Raw genomic sequence first — 15,749 nt, 5'->3', positions numbered from 1 at the left:
CTCAGCACCACGGCTCTCACGATCACCGCTCTCAGCTTCACAGCCGTGGCCGCCCGCGGCCGGCCCGGCCCCTGTCTGCCGTCCCGTCATCGTCCCCACTCGCACGTCGAAACGCCCCCCTCGTCGAAGCGAACCCCTTCGCTCGAACACGTTCACGGGATGCATGCCCCCGCGTGGGGAGCACCACTCCTGTCGGTGTGTCAACCAACGACAGTCGTCGAGAGGACGCGCGCTGCACGATGCGCGCCGCCCGACGACCGCACGTGGGTGGAGGGCCGCCTCGAAAGGAGGGTGCCGGGGGGAGCGGGTCCTCGCCCGGTTTGCCCGGTCAGGGCCTTGGCATATGCCGCAAGTTGGAGCGGGCCATCTGGAGCATCCGGCCCACTCCCCCGTCCAGCACGATCTTGCTGGCGGAGAGCGCGAAGCCGGTGACCATCTCGGCCTTGATCTTCGGCGGGATGGAGAGCGCGTTCGGGTCGGTGACCACGTCGACGAGGGCTGGCCCCTTGTGCTTGAAGGCGGCCTTGAGCGCGCCCGCGAGCTGCCTGGGCTTCTCCACCCGTACGCCGAACGCGCCCGCCGCCTGGGCGATCGCCGCGAAGTCGGGGTTGCGGTTCTGCGTTCCGTACGACGGCAGGCCGGCCACCAGCATCTCCAGCTCCACCATCCCCAGCGAGGAGTTGTTGAAGAGCACGATCTTCACCGGCAGGTCGTACTGGACGAGGGTGAGGAAGTCGCCCATCAACATGGCGAACCCGCCGTCGCCCGACATCGAGACGACCTGGCGGCTGCGGTCGACGAACTGCGCGCCGATCGCCTGCGGGAGGGCGTTCGCCATCGAGCCGTGGCTGAACGAGCCGATGATCCGGCGGCGGCCGTTGGGGGTGAGATAGCGGGCCGCCCACACATTGCACATGCCGGTGTCGACGGTGAACACGGCGTCGTCGTCGGCGAGTTCGTCCAGGACGGAGGCGACGTACTCCGGGTGGATCGGCCGGTGCTTCTCCACCTTGCGGGTGTACGCCTTGACCACGCCCTCCAGTGCGTCCGCGTGCTTCTTGAGCATCTTGTCGAGGAAGCGGCGGTCGGTCTTGGCGCGCACACGCGGGATCAGACAGCTCAGCGTCTCGCGTACATCGCCCCACACGGCCAGGTCCAGCTTGGAGCGGCGGCCGAGGTGCTCGGGCCGGACGTCGACCTGGGCGATCTTGACGTCGTCGGGGAGGAAGGCGCTGTACGGGAAGTCCGTGCCGAGCAGGATCAGCAGATCGCACTCGTGGGTGGCCTCGTAGGCCGCGCCGTAGCCGAGCAGTCCGCTCATGCCGACGTCGTACGGATTGTCGTACTGGATCCACTCCTTGCCGCGCAGCGCGTGCCCGACCGGGGACTTGATCTTCTCGGCGAACTCCATGACCTGGGCGTGCGCGCCGGCGGTGCCGCTGCCGCAGAAGAGCGTGACCCGGTCCGCCTCGTCGATCATCCGCACCAGCTTGTCGATCTCGGCGTCGCCGGGGCGCACCGAGGGGCGTGCGGTGACCAGGGCGTGCTCGATGGACTTCTCGGGGGCGGCGTGGGACGCGATGTCGCCGGGGAGCGCGACGACGCTGACGCCGCTGCGGCCGATCGCGTGCTGGATGGCGGTCTGGAGCAGGCGGGGCATCTGGTTCGGGTTGGAGATCAGCTCGCAGTAATGGCTGCACTCGCGGAACAGCTGGTCGGGGTGGGTCTCCTGGAAGTAGCCGAGGCCGATCTCGGAGGAGGGGATGTGGGAGGCGAGCGCGAGGACGGGCGCCATGGAGCGGTGGGCGTCGTAGAGGCCGTTGACGAGGTGGAGGTTGCCGGGGCCGCAGGAGCCGGCGCAGGCGGCGAGCTTCCCGGTGATCTGCGCTTCGGCGCCGGCGGCGAACGCGGCGGTCTCCTCGTGTCTGACCTGGATCCAGTCGACGGCGGGGTTGCGGCGGATCGCGTCCACGACGGGGTTGAGGCTGTCGCCGACGACGCCGTACAGCCGCTGGACGCCGGCGCGGACGAGAATGTCGACGAATTGTTCTGCCACGTTCTGTCTGGCCATGGGTCCATCAACCCATGAGGGGAGCAGTCACGCCTCCCAGACGGCGACGGCCGTACGGTCGTCGGCGTAGCCCTTCACCCTCAACTGGGCGTCGGCGAGGTACGCCGCGAGGCCCGGGGGCTCCTGGGGCGGGGCCCAGCGGGCGGCCAGCTCGTCGGCGAGCTCGGGCTCCGAGCGCAGCGGCTCGGCGAGTCCGTTGCTGCACAGCAGGAGGGCGTCGCCCGGACGGGCGACGGAAGCGCGGAACCGGAACGGCTCGGCGGGCGGCGGGGGCGGGGCCTCGATATAGGGGGCCGGGGGCGTGGGGATCCCGAGGTCCATGGTGAGCCGGTCGCCGTCGGGGGTCTCCGAGGGCGGGGAGCCGTAGCCGACGACGGGCGCGCCGGCGGCTGCGGAGACCTGGGGCTCGATGTCCTGCCAGACGCCGTCGCGGAGGCGGAAGAGGCCGCCGGGGCCGACGCCGAAGAAGACGCGGGTGCGGCAGCCGGGGTCGGCGGAGAGCAGCAGGCAGCGCAGGCCCGCGGTGTACTCCTCGGGGGCCACGCCCAGCTCGGCGGCGCGGGCACGGAGCTTGCCGAAGCTGCGGTCGGTCAGGCGGTGGAGGCCGGATTTCAGGTCGCCGCGGCGGCCGGCCCTTATGTCCTCGGCGAGCCTGGCGTGGCTGCGTCCGACGGCCCCGGCGATCCACCGGCAGGCGTCGGCGGCGGCAAGATGGGCGGCGTCGGCGGCGCGGGCGCCGCTGGCGACGGCGACGAGGACGAGCGCGGCGTCGCCGCTCCCGAAGCGGGCGGTGAGCAGGGCGTCGCGGCGGGGCTCGCCGCGGTAGCGCGGGGAGTCTCCCCGGATGGAGGCGGCGCGCAGGGTGTACGTCCCGTAGCGGGCCCCGTCGAGCACGGTGTCGGCGACGAGTTCGCCGAGGTCCTGCGGCTGGGCGGCGGGCAGGGCGGTGGGCTCGGAGTCGTAGGTGGGCGGGCCGCCGCCTACGAAGGCGATCTGGGGCCTGGCGGGGGCGGGAGAGGCGGGCGTGGGAGGCGCGGGCGGCGCGGGCTCGTCGGCGGGCGGGGCCTGTGTTGGTACGGGGGCTTCGTGCCGGGGCGGGGCGGGGGGTGCGGCCGGGACGGGAGGAGCGGGAGAGGCGGGCGTGGGGGGTGCGGGTGAGGCGGGCGGTGCGGGAGATCCCGGTGGCGTGGGAGCGGCGGCGGGCGTGGGGGGTGCGGGCGGTGCGACGGGCGCCGTGGGTTGTGCGGGAGGCGCGTGGTGCGTTGGAGGCGGGGGCGGAGGGGGCGCCGGCTCGGCGGGCTCGGCCTGGGGATTGGCCTTGGCATGGGCATTGGCCTCGGGAGGAGGCGCCTGAGGTGGCGCCTGCGGCTTGGCTGCGTGGCGCCCGCGCGGCGGCGGAGTCTCGGCCTCCGGCTGCGGCGGTGACAGCGGGGACTCCCACCAGGGGCGGGGGGCCACCGTGTCCGACGCCGAGTCGAAGCGGTCGTCCAGCGTGTCGCCTGTCGTCCACGCCGGACCCGTGTCTGCGGCGTTCTCGTCGTACAGCCGGCTCCACCACTCGTCCTCGGCGGCGGGCCTCTCCCCCTGCTGACTCATGCCCTTTATTGTCCACCGCGGGGGCGGGAAGAAAACGGGGCAAGCCAAAAGATATATATGCGGCAAGAGGTCCGCCGGGCGGCCCAACCCCCCACGGGAAGGCCGCCCGACGGACCGTTTCACAGTCGGCGCACGGCGAATGCGCGGACTGCGAGCGGGAAGACGGAGCCTCTATGAGCGTCCGTCAGCACGGCCTTCGGGACGGTCGCCCGGCCACCGCGGTGACGCCGCATTGGCAGCGGGGCGGGGCGTGCGGGGATGATGTACGCGGCGGAAACACGCCGTGGCCGATTTCCGCCACGGTGGCCGAAGGTGCACGTCGCGAGGGGTGGGTCAGGTGCTGGGTGCGATAGGTCTCGACGAGAGACAGGAGTCTGCGTACCGCGCGCTCGTCGCGCTCGGGGCGGCGCAGGTCGCCGATCTCGCGCACCGGCTCGCCCTCCCGGAGACCGAGACGGAGCGCGCGCTGCGGCGGCTGGAGCAGCAGGGGCTCGCCGCGCAGTCCTCGGCCCGCACCGGACGGTGGGTGGCGGCGCCCCCGGGCGTGGCGCTGGGCGCGCTGCTGACGCAGCAGCGGCACGAGCTGGAGCAGGCGGAGCTGGCCGCGGCGCTGCTGGCGCAGGAGTACCGGGCGGAGGCCGCGGAGCCCGCGGTGCACGACCTGGTGGAGGTGGTGACCGGGGCGAGCGCGGTGGCGCACCGTTTCCTCCAGCTCCAGCTGGGCGCGGCGTTCGAGGTCTGCGCTCTGGTGACCGGCAGGCCGGTCCTCATGTCCGGCACGGACGACGAGGCCGAGGAGAAGGCGGCGACGCGCGGGGTGGCGTACCGCGTGGTGCTGGAGCGCGAGGTGCTGGCGCGGCCCGGCGGGACCGCCGAGCTGCGCGCCGCGCTCAGCCGCGACGAGCAGGTCCGGGTCGTGGACCGCGTCCCCACGAAGCTCGTCGTCGCCGACCGTACGCTGGCGATGGTGCCGCTGACGGGGCGCGGGGCGGAGCCGGCGGCGCTGGTGGTCCATGCGAGCGGGCTGCTGGAGTCGTTGACGGGCCTGTTCGAGGCGGTGTGGCGGGAGGCGCTGCCCGTGCGGCTGAGCGGCGGCGGGGCCTGCTTCGAGGAGGCGGCGACCGGGCCGGACGCCCTGGATCTGGAGATCCTCTCGCTGCTGCTGGCGGGGATGACGGACGCGAGCGCGGCCAAGCAGCTGGACCTGGGGCTGCGGACCGTGCAGCGCCGGGTGAAGGGGCTGATGGAGCTCACGGGAGTGACGACGCGGCTGCAGCTGGGCTGGCACGCGTACGCGAAGGGCTGGGTGGCGCGCGACCTGCGGGAGTGATCGCGGTCCTGCACGCTGGGCAGATGGGTGTGTGGCAGCTCCTGCTGGTGGGCCTGGTGATGCTGCTGGGCCTCTTCGGGGTGCTGGTTCCCGGCGTGCCGGGGCGGTGGCTGGTGTGGGCCGCGATGCTCTGGTGGGCGCTGCACGAGCAGTCGGGGCTTGCCTGGGTGCTGCTGGTGGGCGCGACCGCGTTGCTGCTGGTGGACCAGGTGGTGGTGTGGCTGCTGCCGCCGCGCCGGATCCGCGGGGTGGGGATCACCCGGCGGATGATCGCGTGGGCGGGGGCGGGGGCGCTCGTCGGGTTCGTCCTCATCCCGGTGGTGGGCGCGGTCCCCGGGTTCATCGGGGGCGTCTACGGCTCCGAACGGCGGCGCCTGGGCGGGCACGGTCCGGCGGCGGCCTCGACGAAGAACGTGATGCGGGCGGTGGGGACGAGCGTGCTGGTGGAGCTGTTCGCGTGTCTGCTGGTGGTGGGGGCGTGGCTGGGCGCGGTTATCTGGGGCTGACCCGCGATCAGTCGGGGGTCCTAGGACATGTTTCCGATGCGGCGCGAGGGGCGCGCGTGTGAGGCTGGCAGGCATGACGGAATTCAGCGATGCGGAGCGGGCGTACCTCACGACCCAGCGCCTGGGCCGCCTGGCGACGGTCGACCCCAAAGGCCAGCCACAGGCGAACCCCGTCGGCTTCTTCCCCCAGGAGGACGGAACGATCCTGGTCGGCGGCTACGCCCTGGGCACGACGAAGAAGTGGCGCAACCTCCAGGCGAACCCGAAGGTGGCGCTGGTGGTCGACGACATCGTGAGCGTCCACCCATGGAAGGTGCGGGGGGTGGACATCCGAGGGGAGGCGGAGCTGCTGACGGGGCGCCACGATCTGGGGCCGCACTTCAGCGAGGAGCTGATCCGGATTCATCCGAAGAAGATCCACAGCTGGGGGCTGGAGGAGTAGGCGGCGCGGACGGTTTGCGGTGCGGCTGTGCGGCTGGCTGTGAGCGATCGAGTCCGCGCCTGCGGGCGTACGGCGTCCCGGGAAGCCCAGGTGGGGCCCGGACCGAGGCTCGGGAGCCCCAGCCCGGACGCCAGGCCCGGGCCGGAGCCTGACCTGGACTCCGGAGTCCAGTCCGCGCCCGGGTTGCCGGTCAGAGCCCGGCCCGGACTGAGGGTCTAGGCCTCGGCCGGACTCCACGCCAGGGCCCGGCCCAGACTCCAGGGCGGAGCCCGTGCAGACTCCAGGGGTGGAGCCGTGCCAGGCCGCAGGCCGGAGCCAGACCCTGGCTCCGGATCGAAGCCCGGAGTCCAGATGGGAGCCGCAGGGTCCGGACCGCAGGTCAGTGCCCGGCCAAGACTTCCGGCCGGAGTCCCCGTACGGACCCCACGTCAGAGCCGGGCCCACGCCCGAGCGGGAGCCCGGCCCAGACCCAGACTCCAGATCCGGGCGCGCCCGGACGACCGCAGGTCAGCGCCGGACCCAGACCAGTACCCGGCCCAGACTCCACCTCGGAGACCCGCCCGGAACGCAGGCTGAGCCAGACCCCGACTCCACGTCAGAGCCACGCCCACGCCCACCCCGGAGCCCCGCCCAGACTCCACCTCGGAGACCCGCCCGGAACGCAGGCTGAGCCGGACCCCGACTCCACGTCAGAGCCCGGCCCACACCCAGGCCGGAGCCCGGCCCAGACTCCACGTCAGAACCACGCCCACCCCGGAGCCCGGCCCGGACCGCAGGTCAGAGACGCGTCCGGGCACCAGCCCAGAGTCCCCCCTCAGACCCCGCCCCTCTTCGCCCGCATCGCCGCCTTGCCCACCGCTGCCTTGCGCTTCCAGTCGCGTCGGATCTCCTGGCGGACCCGTGCGTCCGTCTTCGCCACGATGCGCTGGTTCTCGCGTACGAGCTTGCGGTAGCTGTCGAGCCTGCGCTCGGGCAGGGCGCCGGCGTCGATGGCTGCCAGGACCGCGCAGCCCGGCTCCATCTCGTGGGCGCAGTCGTGGAAGCGGCACTGCTGGGCGAGCTCCTCGATCTCCGAGAAGACCTGGCTCACGCCCGTCTCCGCGTCCCACAGGCCCACTCCCCGCAGACCCGGCGTGTCGATCAGGACGCCGCCCGTCGGGAGGACGAGGAGGTTGCGGGTCGTGGTGGTGTGGCGGCCCTTGCCGTCGACGTCGCGAGTGGACTGAACGTCCATCACGTCCTCGCCCAGCAGCGCGTTCGCCAGCGTCGACTTGCCCGCGCCGGAGACGCCGAGCAGCACGCTCGTACCCCCGCCGACGACGGCAGAGAGCACGTCGACGCCCTCGCCCAGCGCCGAGCTGACCGGCAGCACCTGAACTCCGGGCGCCGTCGTCTCGACGTCCTCGACGAGGTACGAGAGCGCCGTCGCGTCGGGCACCAGGTCCGCCTTGGTCAGCACGACCAGCGGCTGCGCGCCGCTCTCCCACGCCAGGGCGAGGAAGCGCTCGATCCGGCCGAGGTCCAGCTCGTCCGCGAGCGAGACCGCGATGATCGCGTGGTCGACGTTCGCCGCGAGGATCTGCCCCTCGGAGCGGGTCGAGGAGGTGGAGCGCACGAAAGCGGTACGGCGCGGCAGACACATCCGTACGAACTGCGGATCGCCGTCCGGGTCCACCGCCGCCCAGTCGCCGGTGCACACGACCCGCAGCGGGTCGTGCGGGGTGACGAACGCGGTGTCCGCGCGGACCAGCCCGTCCGGCGTGACGACGTCGCACTGGCCGCGGTCGACGCGGACGACCCGGCCGGGGAGCAGCCCCTGCGCGGCATACGGAGCGAACTCCGCTTCCCAGCCTGCGTCCCAGCCGTAGGCGGCGAGGACGTGCTGAGCATCAGAAGTGGAAGACGTGTTGAGCGAAGCGTTGAACAAGGGGAACCCTTCGAAGGGTGGCCCCGGCGGCGCGCTCTGCGCGCGGAAGTCGAGTGGGTGTCAGCCGGAGACCACAGGGGTGGAAACGATGAACTCCTGAATGCGGGCAGCGCCCGTCACCATGACAGTCATCAACGTCCTCACCTCCTGCTTCTTCTCAACGAACCAACACCACGCCCTCGGCAACGACACACAGCCGCGCCGTGGAACAAGCAGAACCATAGCCCCGCCCACGGCACGGCACCACCGATTAAATTCGGGACCTCAGGTGCCGGTGGAGCACGGGTCGCAGCAGAATGGGGCCGGTTCCACACAGATCGTGACGGTGTCGGTGTTGTTCGTGATGTCGGGATCCTTCTCCTGGCCGGTGACCGTGGCGGTGTTCGTGACCCGGCCGGGCCTGGTGGCCTTGGCCCGTACCACAAGAGTGGCGGTGGCGCCGTCGGCCAGGGCGCCCACGGCCCAGTGACCGGTCGTCGGGTCGTAGTGGCCCTGGGTTCCGTCGGCGGACAGGAAGCTGAGACCTTCGGGGAGCAGGTCGGTGACGGAGACGCCGGTGGCCGGGTTCGGGCCGGTGTTGCGGACCGTGACGCGGTAGGTGACCGTCTGGCCGACGGTGACCGTGGTGGCGTCGGCCGCCTTCGTCACGGTCAGGTCAGCGGCGGGATTGACCTGGGTGATCTGCTCGTTGGAGGTGGACGTCAGTGGCTCCGGTGTGTCGCCGAGCCGGTTCTCGTAGGAGGCTGTCGCCGTGTTGCTGATCTCCCTGCCGCCGCTCTCCCGGGAGATGACGACCCGGTACTCCACGGTGGACCCTGCCGGCAGGGTCTCCGTGTTGGGCAGGCTGCCGCCCGAGACTCCCGAGGCGCCGTTGCCGAGGTGGAAGACGACCTTGTCGTCCCCGGCGTCGTAGTACGCCTGGTCGTCGCCCTGCGCGTCGCTCTTGGGCCCGGCGTTCGGGCCGTCCACGACGCGCAGGGACCCGGGCAGGTATGTCGTCCCCTGCGGGATGACGTCGGTGAGGACGAGGTCCTCGGCCGCACCCCCGCCCGCGTTCTTGGCGGTGACCCGGTAGGTGACGGTGTCCCCGACCTCCAGCGGCCCGGCGGGAACGGCGGTCTTGGTGAGTTCCACGTAGGGGGCGGTGCCGAAGAAGATGCCGTCCAGGAAGTTCCCGATGCCCTGATTGCCACCGGCGGCCGAGATGGAGCGGAATGCGAAGCGCGTCAGCACCTGGCCGGTCGGAACGGTGTACGTGCCCGTGTAGTAGCCCCAGGCGGTCGTACCGTCGGTGAATCGGCGCTGTTCCACCGGGGAGTCGGGCGCTCCGATGTCCAGCGCCATGGTGTCGTCCCCCTGGCGGCCACGGTGGTACAGCCGCCAGTACAGCTTCGCGCCGGGAGTGGTCGGCAGATCCTGGTAGAGCGTGGAGACCTGATTCGCGTTGAGTTCGGCGAACTGGGCGCCGTGGGCTGCCGGTACCCCGTTGAAGCCCGACCGCCACAATTCGATCCGGTGATCGGTAGCAGTGGTCAGCCAGCCCGGGACACGCTTGGCGGCCTGTGTCTGCGAGGCGTCCGGCAGAATCTCCACTCCGGTCACCACGGGCTCTTCGAAACTGCCGTTGGCCAGGGCGACGCGCAGTGGAGCAGAAGGTGTGGACATAGGTCTTCCCCTCAAGTCGATGCTCTTGCAGTGCACCGCCGTTCGGCACGTACCCTCACGGGCCGTAGCGGGACAGAACGACCAGTAGCTCAACGCATTCGACTTGTTACGTAAAGCGACATCTGGTGTCCGTTAGCCAACCCCGCGCGACGAGTTTGCGCTGCGGATCTCGGTCTATCCCCCGGCCCGTCCGCCGCTGCAGGGACGCTCCCGTCCCACTCGCCTCACATCGCTCTTCCCTCCACCCCTGTCATGGCCTGAAGCTCACGTGCGCTTGCCGCCCTCGCCGCCGCAGAGGGTGAATCGGCGGCCGGGGAAGTTGACGCTTCGGACGACACGCTGCTGCCCAACGGGGAGCGGCGTGCCCGCAGTCGGAGCAATTCGCGGTCGATCGCGGGCGAGGGGCCAGGGTGAACCGGGTGAGTAAGGGCAGCTCGTCACCAGCACGCCCCGACCGAGGACGTCGCACGAGAGCTCGACACCGTAGGCACCAGAATCCGCAAGCTCCTCGACACATCCTCCAGTGAAGCTCTCGCCAGCCATGCGCCGGATCAGCATCCGCCAGAACAGCCTGACCGCCCTACGCAGCGCCGTGCTGGCGCCGGGATGCCCGACACGCCGCTCGGCCGCCCTCGCCCTTGGCATCCCCCGTACGACGTTCAACGGACACCTTCGCCTGGTGGAGGACGGCGACGGCGCCGTCTTCGCCGCAGGCCGCCAGCCGTCGCGACACTTGAAGCTCCACTTCAGCCGCGAATCCCAGCGGCCTGACACTCACGCGCGGCCCTGCTTGTGGCCACGCCGGAGGAGCTGTCCCATCCAACACCCATACCCACACCCGCGCGCTTCGTACGCAGGACAGCGCACCCTACCCAGCGCTACCACGCAAACCTTGCTCCCCTGGGAGTGAACGGCTCTCTGTCCAAAGCCCGGCGCGGAGCCTGGCGACGCGAGTTGCCCAGGGCGACAGGTCTCAGGAGGCGGTTGCTGAGCAACGCTGTCTTTGATCGGTGGGCTGGAGCGGTGAGCGCCGACATCGATCTCGTCTGCCGCGTCAGCTGGTCGTTGGTCAGGGCTGCCCCGTTCAGCGCCCGGAAGACAACCGGTGACTGTGTGACGTCGGATCGCAACACGATGGGCCTCCCCTGGCGGCGGAGTTCACTTGACGGGATTCTGTCCGGCCAGGAGCCGCAGCCGCAGGGCGAGTCGAAGCTCCACTGCGCCATCGCACCGCGCCCGTTCGCATACGGCACCGCGTCCGTCAGCTCGAACAGTTCGTCCGGGCCGAAGAGATCCGGCCGCGGACTGTCTGTGCGGGCCGGCGGTCGAGCGAAGGCGCGCCCCGACCCGGCCGCCGGTGGTCACATCGGCGTCCGCGCATTTGTCCCCCTCGAAAGCAGGTGGCCAAGGGGGACTCGGCGGCTGGAGGACGCTGGGACGTCACAGCACGGCCTGTCGTCAGCGTGGGGCCAGGAGGAGGTCCTCGTAGCTGTGGTGGTGGCGGGCGGTGGTGCGGTGGTGCAGCAGAGCGGCCGCGCGGGCGGGGTCGCCGGAGTCGATGAGGGCGCGCGCCAGGGTGTCCTGGATGATCTCCCGTTCCACGCGTACGCCTCCGATGCGTTCGGCCTTCCCGCCAAGGGGGCCGAGTGTGTCGGCCGCGGCGCGGGGGCGGCCGGCGGTGAGGTGTGCCAGGGCCCGGACTACGGGGGCCAGGACCTCGTGGTAGTCGGGGCGCGGGTCGGTGGCGGCCCGGTCGGCCAGGATCTCCAAGTCCTCGGTCGCGGCCTCCACCGCGAGGGCCAGAGCCAGGTTGAAGGTGTGGAAGACCTCCGCCATGCCGCCCGGCGCAGCCAACAGCTCCCGTACGTGATCCGGGTCGCTGCGGCCGGCCGGCGCCTGGCCGACGAGCATCAGGCGCCAGTTCGTCGCCGCCCGCATGCCCACGTCCTCACGCCGCAACGCCGTATCGGCCCGGTAGCGGGCATCGGCGAAGTCCCCGCAGGCGATGGACTGCAGAGCGGCATGCCAGTTCAGATGCCCCAGCTGCACCGCCTGGGGGTCCTGCGCCAGCCACTCGTCCAGCATCCGGGTGGACACCGGCCCCGCACCGAGCTCGTGCTCGGCATGGGCGAGGGCGTGCACGGCCACTCCTGAGCGGGGGTTGCGGGACAGCGCGTGCTCGGCGAGCCGGTGCGCTTCACGCACCTCGCCCTGCTCAGCCCTGACCGAGGCGAGGCAGCTCGTCCACGCCCAGCTGTCCGGCCCGGCGAGCATGGCCTGCTGCTCCACCAGTGCGTCTCCGTGCGCGCGGTAGGCAGCGTCTCCGTCGGCGACGAAGGCGTCGAGCATCAGTGCCGCGACTTCGTCGGCGGGCCAGCGCTCGAAGTGGGCGACCAGGTGATCGGCGGTCAGCCGGTAGTGGCGGTGGGTGTGCAGGAACACCCCGTAAACCAGACTCGCCTCCCGCTCGCCGGCGGCCTGCGCGTCGCGGTGGGCGGTCACCAGCTGCTGCTTGAGGACCGTGTCGCTCATCCGCTCGGACGTCGCGAGGGTCAGCAGGCCCCGCGCCAGACCGCAACCGGGATCCTCGGCCACCCATTTCCGCAGCAGAGGCAGCGTCTTCCCGCTCAGGGCCAGAAACTCCGCCACTGCCCGGTCACCGACCGGCGCATCAGCCGCCACCGTGCCCGTTGCCGTCACCGTCCCGCGCCCACCGTCGCCGTTCCGTCCGCGCGGCGCATCAGTACCGCGCCATGAAAAGCGCGGTACAGACGATGCCGCTGTTGCCGCAGTGATTGCGCGTCAGGCTCAGTGGCAGTCCGGCGTGGTTGCCGCTGCCCAAGCCGCTCCCAGCGACCGTGGCGCCCTCGGCACGTGGACCGCCCTGGTTGGCGCACGTGTTGCCGAACGCCGCGTTTCCCACGCCGACGACGTTCGCCTCAGCGGTTGCGGCAGGAAGCATGGCCGCCCCGGCGACCGCTCCCAGCACCATGGCCCGCGCGCCGATGCTCCGCGCTTCCCTGTTCATGGCCAACTCCTGTATTCGGGCCGGACTCCGCCCGACCTGGCATATGCACTAGCCTCTCGATCAACGACCGGACCCGGCCCCCGACACGGCCCACGTCAAGCGCGCGCACCGTCGCGCCGTCGGTGATCCACCGGGCCCCGGTGGGCCCGCGCGCCGTCAAACCGAACGGCAAGGCGGTCATGCGCACTGACTTCACGGGACGTCCTCACCCTCGGCGGAGATCGACAACAGGTCGTCCAGATCGCACAGGGCCAGCGAATCGAGGCGGAGGGCCGCAGCGCTGAAGTCGTGCGACCGGGACAGGACGTGCGGCACTGCCACGCAGAAGGCACCGGCCGCTCTCGCGGCCCGGACTCCCCGGTTTGAGTCCTCGAAGGCCACGATGCCCGTCGGATCGACCCCGAGACGACGTGACGCCAGCAGGTAGAGGTCCGGCGCGGGCTTCACCTGCGGGACGTCCTCCGCGGTGACGACCGCGGCGAAGGATCCGAGCAGCCCGAAGCCGTCGAGGTAGGGAACCACGGAAGTGGAGTGAGAGCTCGATGCGATGGCGAGCGGCAGGCCGCGCCGCACGGCCTGTTCCACCAGGCGCCGGACCCCCGGTAGCGGCGCCTCGTACGCCATCCAGGTCCGGAAGAGGTCCTTGCCCCGGACTTCCAGCTCGGCCGCACTGATCGTTCCGCACCGGGTGGCCAGATCCTCGAAGGGGTCGAAGTCATGGAGCGTGCCGCCGATGGAAGCGACATAGAGGTCGTGCGGCAGCTCCTGGGACAACGAGCGGTAGAGCCTTGTGAGCACCGCCAGCCACAGCACTTCGGTGTCGGCGACGAGTCCGTCGAAGTCGAGCACCAGAGCTCGCTCCTGTCTGCTCACGGGGCCGCCACCGCGTCTGGACCATTCCGCTGCGGGACGAGCCGGACATCGGCCTGAAAGGTGGTGCGCCGGCCGACTGCGCACAGCGAGGCCGCCGCGTAGATCGTGGCGATCGCGGCGAACAGCAGCAACGGCCGGGCCTGGAAGAGCACAGCAGACAGGTATCCGGTCGGGATGGACACCACGGCGGTGAAGGTCTGTACGGCCGCGAAGAACGTGGCCCGCTCCGACGTGTGCACGCAGCTCACCACGATGGCATCGCGATACGCCTCCACCAGGAACGGGCCTCCCGAGGTGAGCACGGTGCACAGGCACAGAAGGGCGAGGTTCCCCGGACCGAGGGCCAAGAACAGCAGCCAGCCCGCCGAACTGGCGACAAGTGACCACCGCGCCATGGTGTTCGCAGAGACCCGCCCGGACGCCCACGGCATGACGACCGCGTAGCAGAGCAGAGCGGTGACCGCGCCGACGGCCGGGACTCCGCCCACCACCAGAGCGCTGTACCCCAGGCTCTTCGTGAGGTAGACGGCCAGGAAGACGTTGAGCTGGACGGCGACGAAGCTCAGCATGTACATCACGACCAGACGCCGCAGAGCGCTGTGCTGCACGGCCGCCCACAGCAGTCTCCCGCTGTCGATCACGCTCCCGAGCAAGGATGTGCCGGCGTGGCGCTCCGTGGCCTCGACGCCTGCCTGTGTCTCGACCGTGTACCAGTGGCGCAGACAGTTGTGCAGGAGCATGGCGAGCCCGCCGACGAAGAACAGCACGCGCAGGCTCGGCACGGTGCCGTACCTGTCCATGCAGAACCCGACGATCGGCACGAGCAGGCCCGCGAACATGATCACCACTTTGATGGCGGCGAAGATACGCGGCCTGTGCTCTTCCGGACTGTCCTCTGTCGCCAGCAGCCAGAACGACACGTTGACGATCTTGGACGACGCATTGAGCAGATATCCCAGAAGGAAGAACCAGAAGTTGTCGCTGAAGGCCCATACGAACATCGGGACGACCCAGGACGTGACGTCGAACCAGAACGTGGCACGCCGCCTGCCCATCCTGTCGGTCACCGCACCTGCCACCAGCTGGAACAGGAACGCGACGTAGAGGTTGGCCGAGAGGATCCCGCCGATGGCCACCGTGCTGAGGCCGACGCTCTCCATGTACAGCGTCGCGTAGTACAGAGCGGCGGTGCCGAAGACCGCCCAGAACGGCTCTGTATAGATGCAGTACCGGGCGTTGCGGTGGAGGTGCGCCACGAAGCTCTGGCGCTTCACGAGCGGATCACCGCCTTGACGGATGTGACCTCGACCTTCAGTCCGGTTTCCGGGTCGACGCCCATGGTCGCCTCGAAGGCGTTGCGGTAGTCCGCCATGTCGACTTCCGTGGTGACCATCTGCGCGAGCTCCGGAAGGTCCGCGGCGAAGTCGATGGCGGGACCGATGGCGTCGTGCAGCGGGACGGCCGCGATGATGCTCAACCCGTCGTCGATGAGCCTGGTGGGCGCTATCTCGACCCGGTAGGTGTCGTCGTAGCCCATCGGTACCACTCGGCCGCCCTTGGCGACGGCCTCCATTGCCGCGGTCAGCTGGTTTCCGACTGCGTCGATCACCACGTCGAATCTCTTGCCGTCGGTGAGCTCCGCGACCGCCTCCGGGGTGAGCTCGTCGGGGTGCAGGACCTGGTGGGCGAAACGCTCGGCGAAGCCGCGGCGGAACGCGTTCGGCTCCGTGGCCACGGTGAGCCGGCTCAATCGTCGGGTGACGCTCTGGCACAGCAGTCCGATGGCTCCGGAGCCGATGACCAGGACCGACTCGTGCGGCTGCAGGCCCGACTTGAGGACGCTGTTCAGCGAACAGCCCAACGGCTCGATAAGGCTCGCGACCTGCCAGCTCATCCCCTGGGGGATCGGGTAGAGGTGCTGTGCGGCGCCCACGTAGTACTCGGCGAACGTGCCCGCGAGCGTGAAACCCACCTGGTGGTCGTCAAAGTCGAAGCAGTAGCAGTAGGCGCCCAGCCGGCAGTTGCGGCAGGCGCCGCAGGACTGCGTGGGATTGATGATGACGCGATCGCCGACCTTGAGGTATGTCACGGCGTCACCGAGCTCCACCACCGTGCCCACCCCCTCGTGGCCGAGGACGGTGCCGCTCTCGGCCACGTCGAGTCTGCCGGCGAGGATCTTGTGGTCGGTGCCGCAGATGCCGGTCATGGCGATCCGGACCTTCACGTCGTTCGATGTCCGCAGAGCAGGCTCCTCGACATCGACGAGATCCATCCGGCCCGTTCCTGCGTAGACGAGAGCTCGCATCTCCCG

At 70.8% G+C, this 15,749-nt stretch carries 12 protein-coding genes; 3 read left to right on the top strand and 9 right to left on the bottom strand.

All coding sequences use genetic code 11. The features are described from left to right. Nucleotides 1–328: 328 nt before the first annotated feature. A complete protein-coding gene (locus AB0M39_RS25520) occupies nucleotides 329–2,071 on the bottom strand; it encodes a pyruvate dehydrogenase (protein ID WP_365368207.1) in 1,743 nt (580 codons plus the stop codon). A gap of 27 nt (nucleotides 2,072–2,098) precedes the next feature. Beyond that, the gene (locus AB0M39_RS25515; RefSeq protein WP_365368205.1) at nucleotides 2,099–3,667 is read right to left on the bottom strand and encodes a protein phosphatase 2C domain-containing protein; all 1,569 of its coding nucleotides are present in this window, start codon (nucleotides 3,665–3,667) and stop codon (nucleotides 2,099–2,101) included. Between the two features lie 337 nt (nucleotides 3,668–4,004). Here AB0M39_RS25515 and AB0M39_RS25510 point away from each other — a divergent pair, with 337 nt between their 5' ends. The 3 genes from AB0M39_RS25510 (at nucleotide 4,005) to AB0M39_RS25500 (ending at nucleotide 5,945) form a co-directional block, all read left to right on the top strand. Continuing rightward, nucleotides 4,005–4,997 carry a helix-turn-helix domain-containing protein gene (locus AB0M39_RS25510; RefSeq protein ID WP_365368203.1) on the top strand — a complete coding sequence of 331 codons (993 nt, stop codon included), beginning with the start codon at nucleotides 4,005–4,007 and terminating at the stop codon, nucleotides 4,995–4,997. Nucleotides 4,998–5,020: 23 nt separating this feature from the next. Beyond that, nucleotides 5,021–5,503 carry a DUF456 domain-containing protein gene (locus AB0M39_RS25505; protein ID WP_365368201.1) on the top strand — a complete coding sequence of 161 codons (483 nt, stop codon included), beginning with the start codon at nucleotides 5,021–5,023 and terminating at the stop codon, nucleotides 5,501–5,503. A gap of 73 nt (nucleotides 5,504–5,576) precedes the next feature. After that, nucleotides 5,577–5,945, top strand: coding sequence for a PPOX class F420-dependent oxidoreductase (locus AB0M39_RS25500; RefSeq protein WP_365368199.1), 369 nt, complete (start codon nucleotides 5,577–5,579; stop codon nucleotides 5,943–5,945). Nucleotides 5,946–6,759: 814 nt separating this feature from the next. Here AB0M39_RS25500 and rsgA read toward each other — a convergent pair. The 7 genes from rsgA to AB0M39_RS25465 all read right to left on the bottom strand — a co-directional run bounded on the left by rsgA (nucleotide 6,760) and on the right by AB0M39_RS25465 (nucleotide 15,743). Then, nucleotides 6,760–7,872 carry a ribosome small subunit-dependent GTPase A gene (gene rsgA, locus AB0M39_RS25495; RefSeq protein WP_365368197.1) on the bottom strand — a complete coding sequence of 371 codons (1,113 nt, stop codon included), beginning with the start codon at nucleotides 7,870–7,872 and terminating at the stop codon, nucleotides 6,760–6,762. A gap of 264 nt (nucleotides 7,873–8,136) precedes the next feature. Next, on the bottom strand, nucleotides 8,137–9,537 hold the full coding sequence (locus AB0M39_RS25490) for a CARDB domain-containing protein (RefSeq protein ID WP_365368195.1): 1,401 nt from the start codon (nucleotides 9,535–9,537) through the stop codon (nucleotides 8,137–8,139). Between the two features lie 1,458 nt (nucleotides 9,538–10,995). Beyond that, entirely contained in the window at nucleotides 10,996–12,186 is a 1,191-nt protein-coding gene (locus AB0M39_RS25485; protein WP_365368193.1) for a hypothetical protein, read from the bottom strand. Nucleotides 12,187–12,277: 91 nt separating this feature from the next. Beyond that, the gene (locus tag AB0M39_RS25480; protein WP_365368191.1) at nucleotides 12,278–12,565 is read right to left on the bottom strand and encodes a chaplin family protein; all 288 of its coding nucleotides are present in this window, start codon (nucleotides 12,563–12,565) and stop codon (nucleotides 12,278–12,280) included. A gap of 192 nt (nucleotides 12,566–12,757) precedes the next feature. After that, nucleotides 12,758–13,438 carry an HAD-IA family hydrolase gene (locus AB0M39_RS25475; RefSeq protein WP_365368189.1) on the bottom strand — a complete coding sequence of 227 codons (681 nt, stop codon included), beginning with the start codon at nucleotides 13,436–13,438 and terminating at the stop codon, nucleotides 12,758–12,760. Continuing rightward, complete coding sequence (locus AB0M39_RS25470; RefSeq protein WP_365368187.1) at nucleotides 13,435–14,712, bottom strand: MFS transporter; 1,278 nt, start codon at nucleotides 14,710–14,712, stop codon at nucleotides 13,435–13,437. Before AB0M39_RS25470 ends, AB0M39_RS25475 begins: the two co-directional genes overlap by 4 nt. Next, the gene (locus AB0M39_RS25465) at nucleotides 14,709–15,743 is read right to left on the bottom strand and encodes an alcohol dehydrogenase catalytic domain-containing protein (RefSeq protein ID WP_365368185.1); all 1,035 of its coding nucleotides are present in this window, start codon (nucleotides 15,741–15,743) and stop codon (nucleotides 14,709–14,711) included. The genes AB0M39_RS25470 and AB0M39_RS25465 overlap by 4 nt, the downstream gene beginning before the upstream one ends. Nucleotides 15,744–15,749: the final 6 nt, after the last annotated feature.

Source organism: Streptomyces sp. NPDC051907, assembly GCF_040681075.1.
GTDB lineage: Bacteria > Actinomycetota > Actinomycetes > Streptomycetales > Streptomycetaceae > Streptomyces.
Note: the sequence above shows the minus strand (reverse complement) of the source record. Positions and strands in the feature narration are given on the sequence as shown.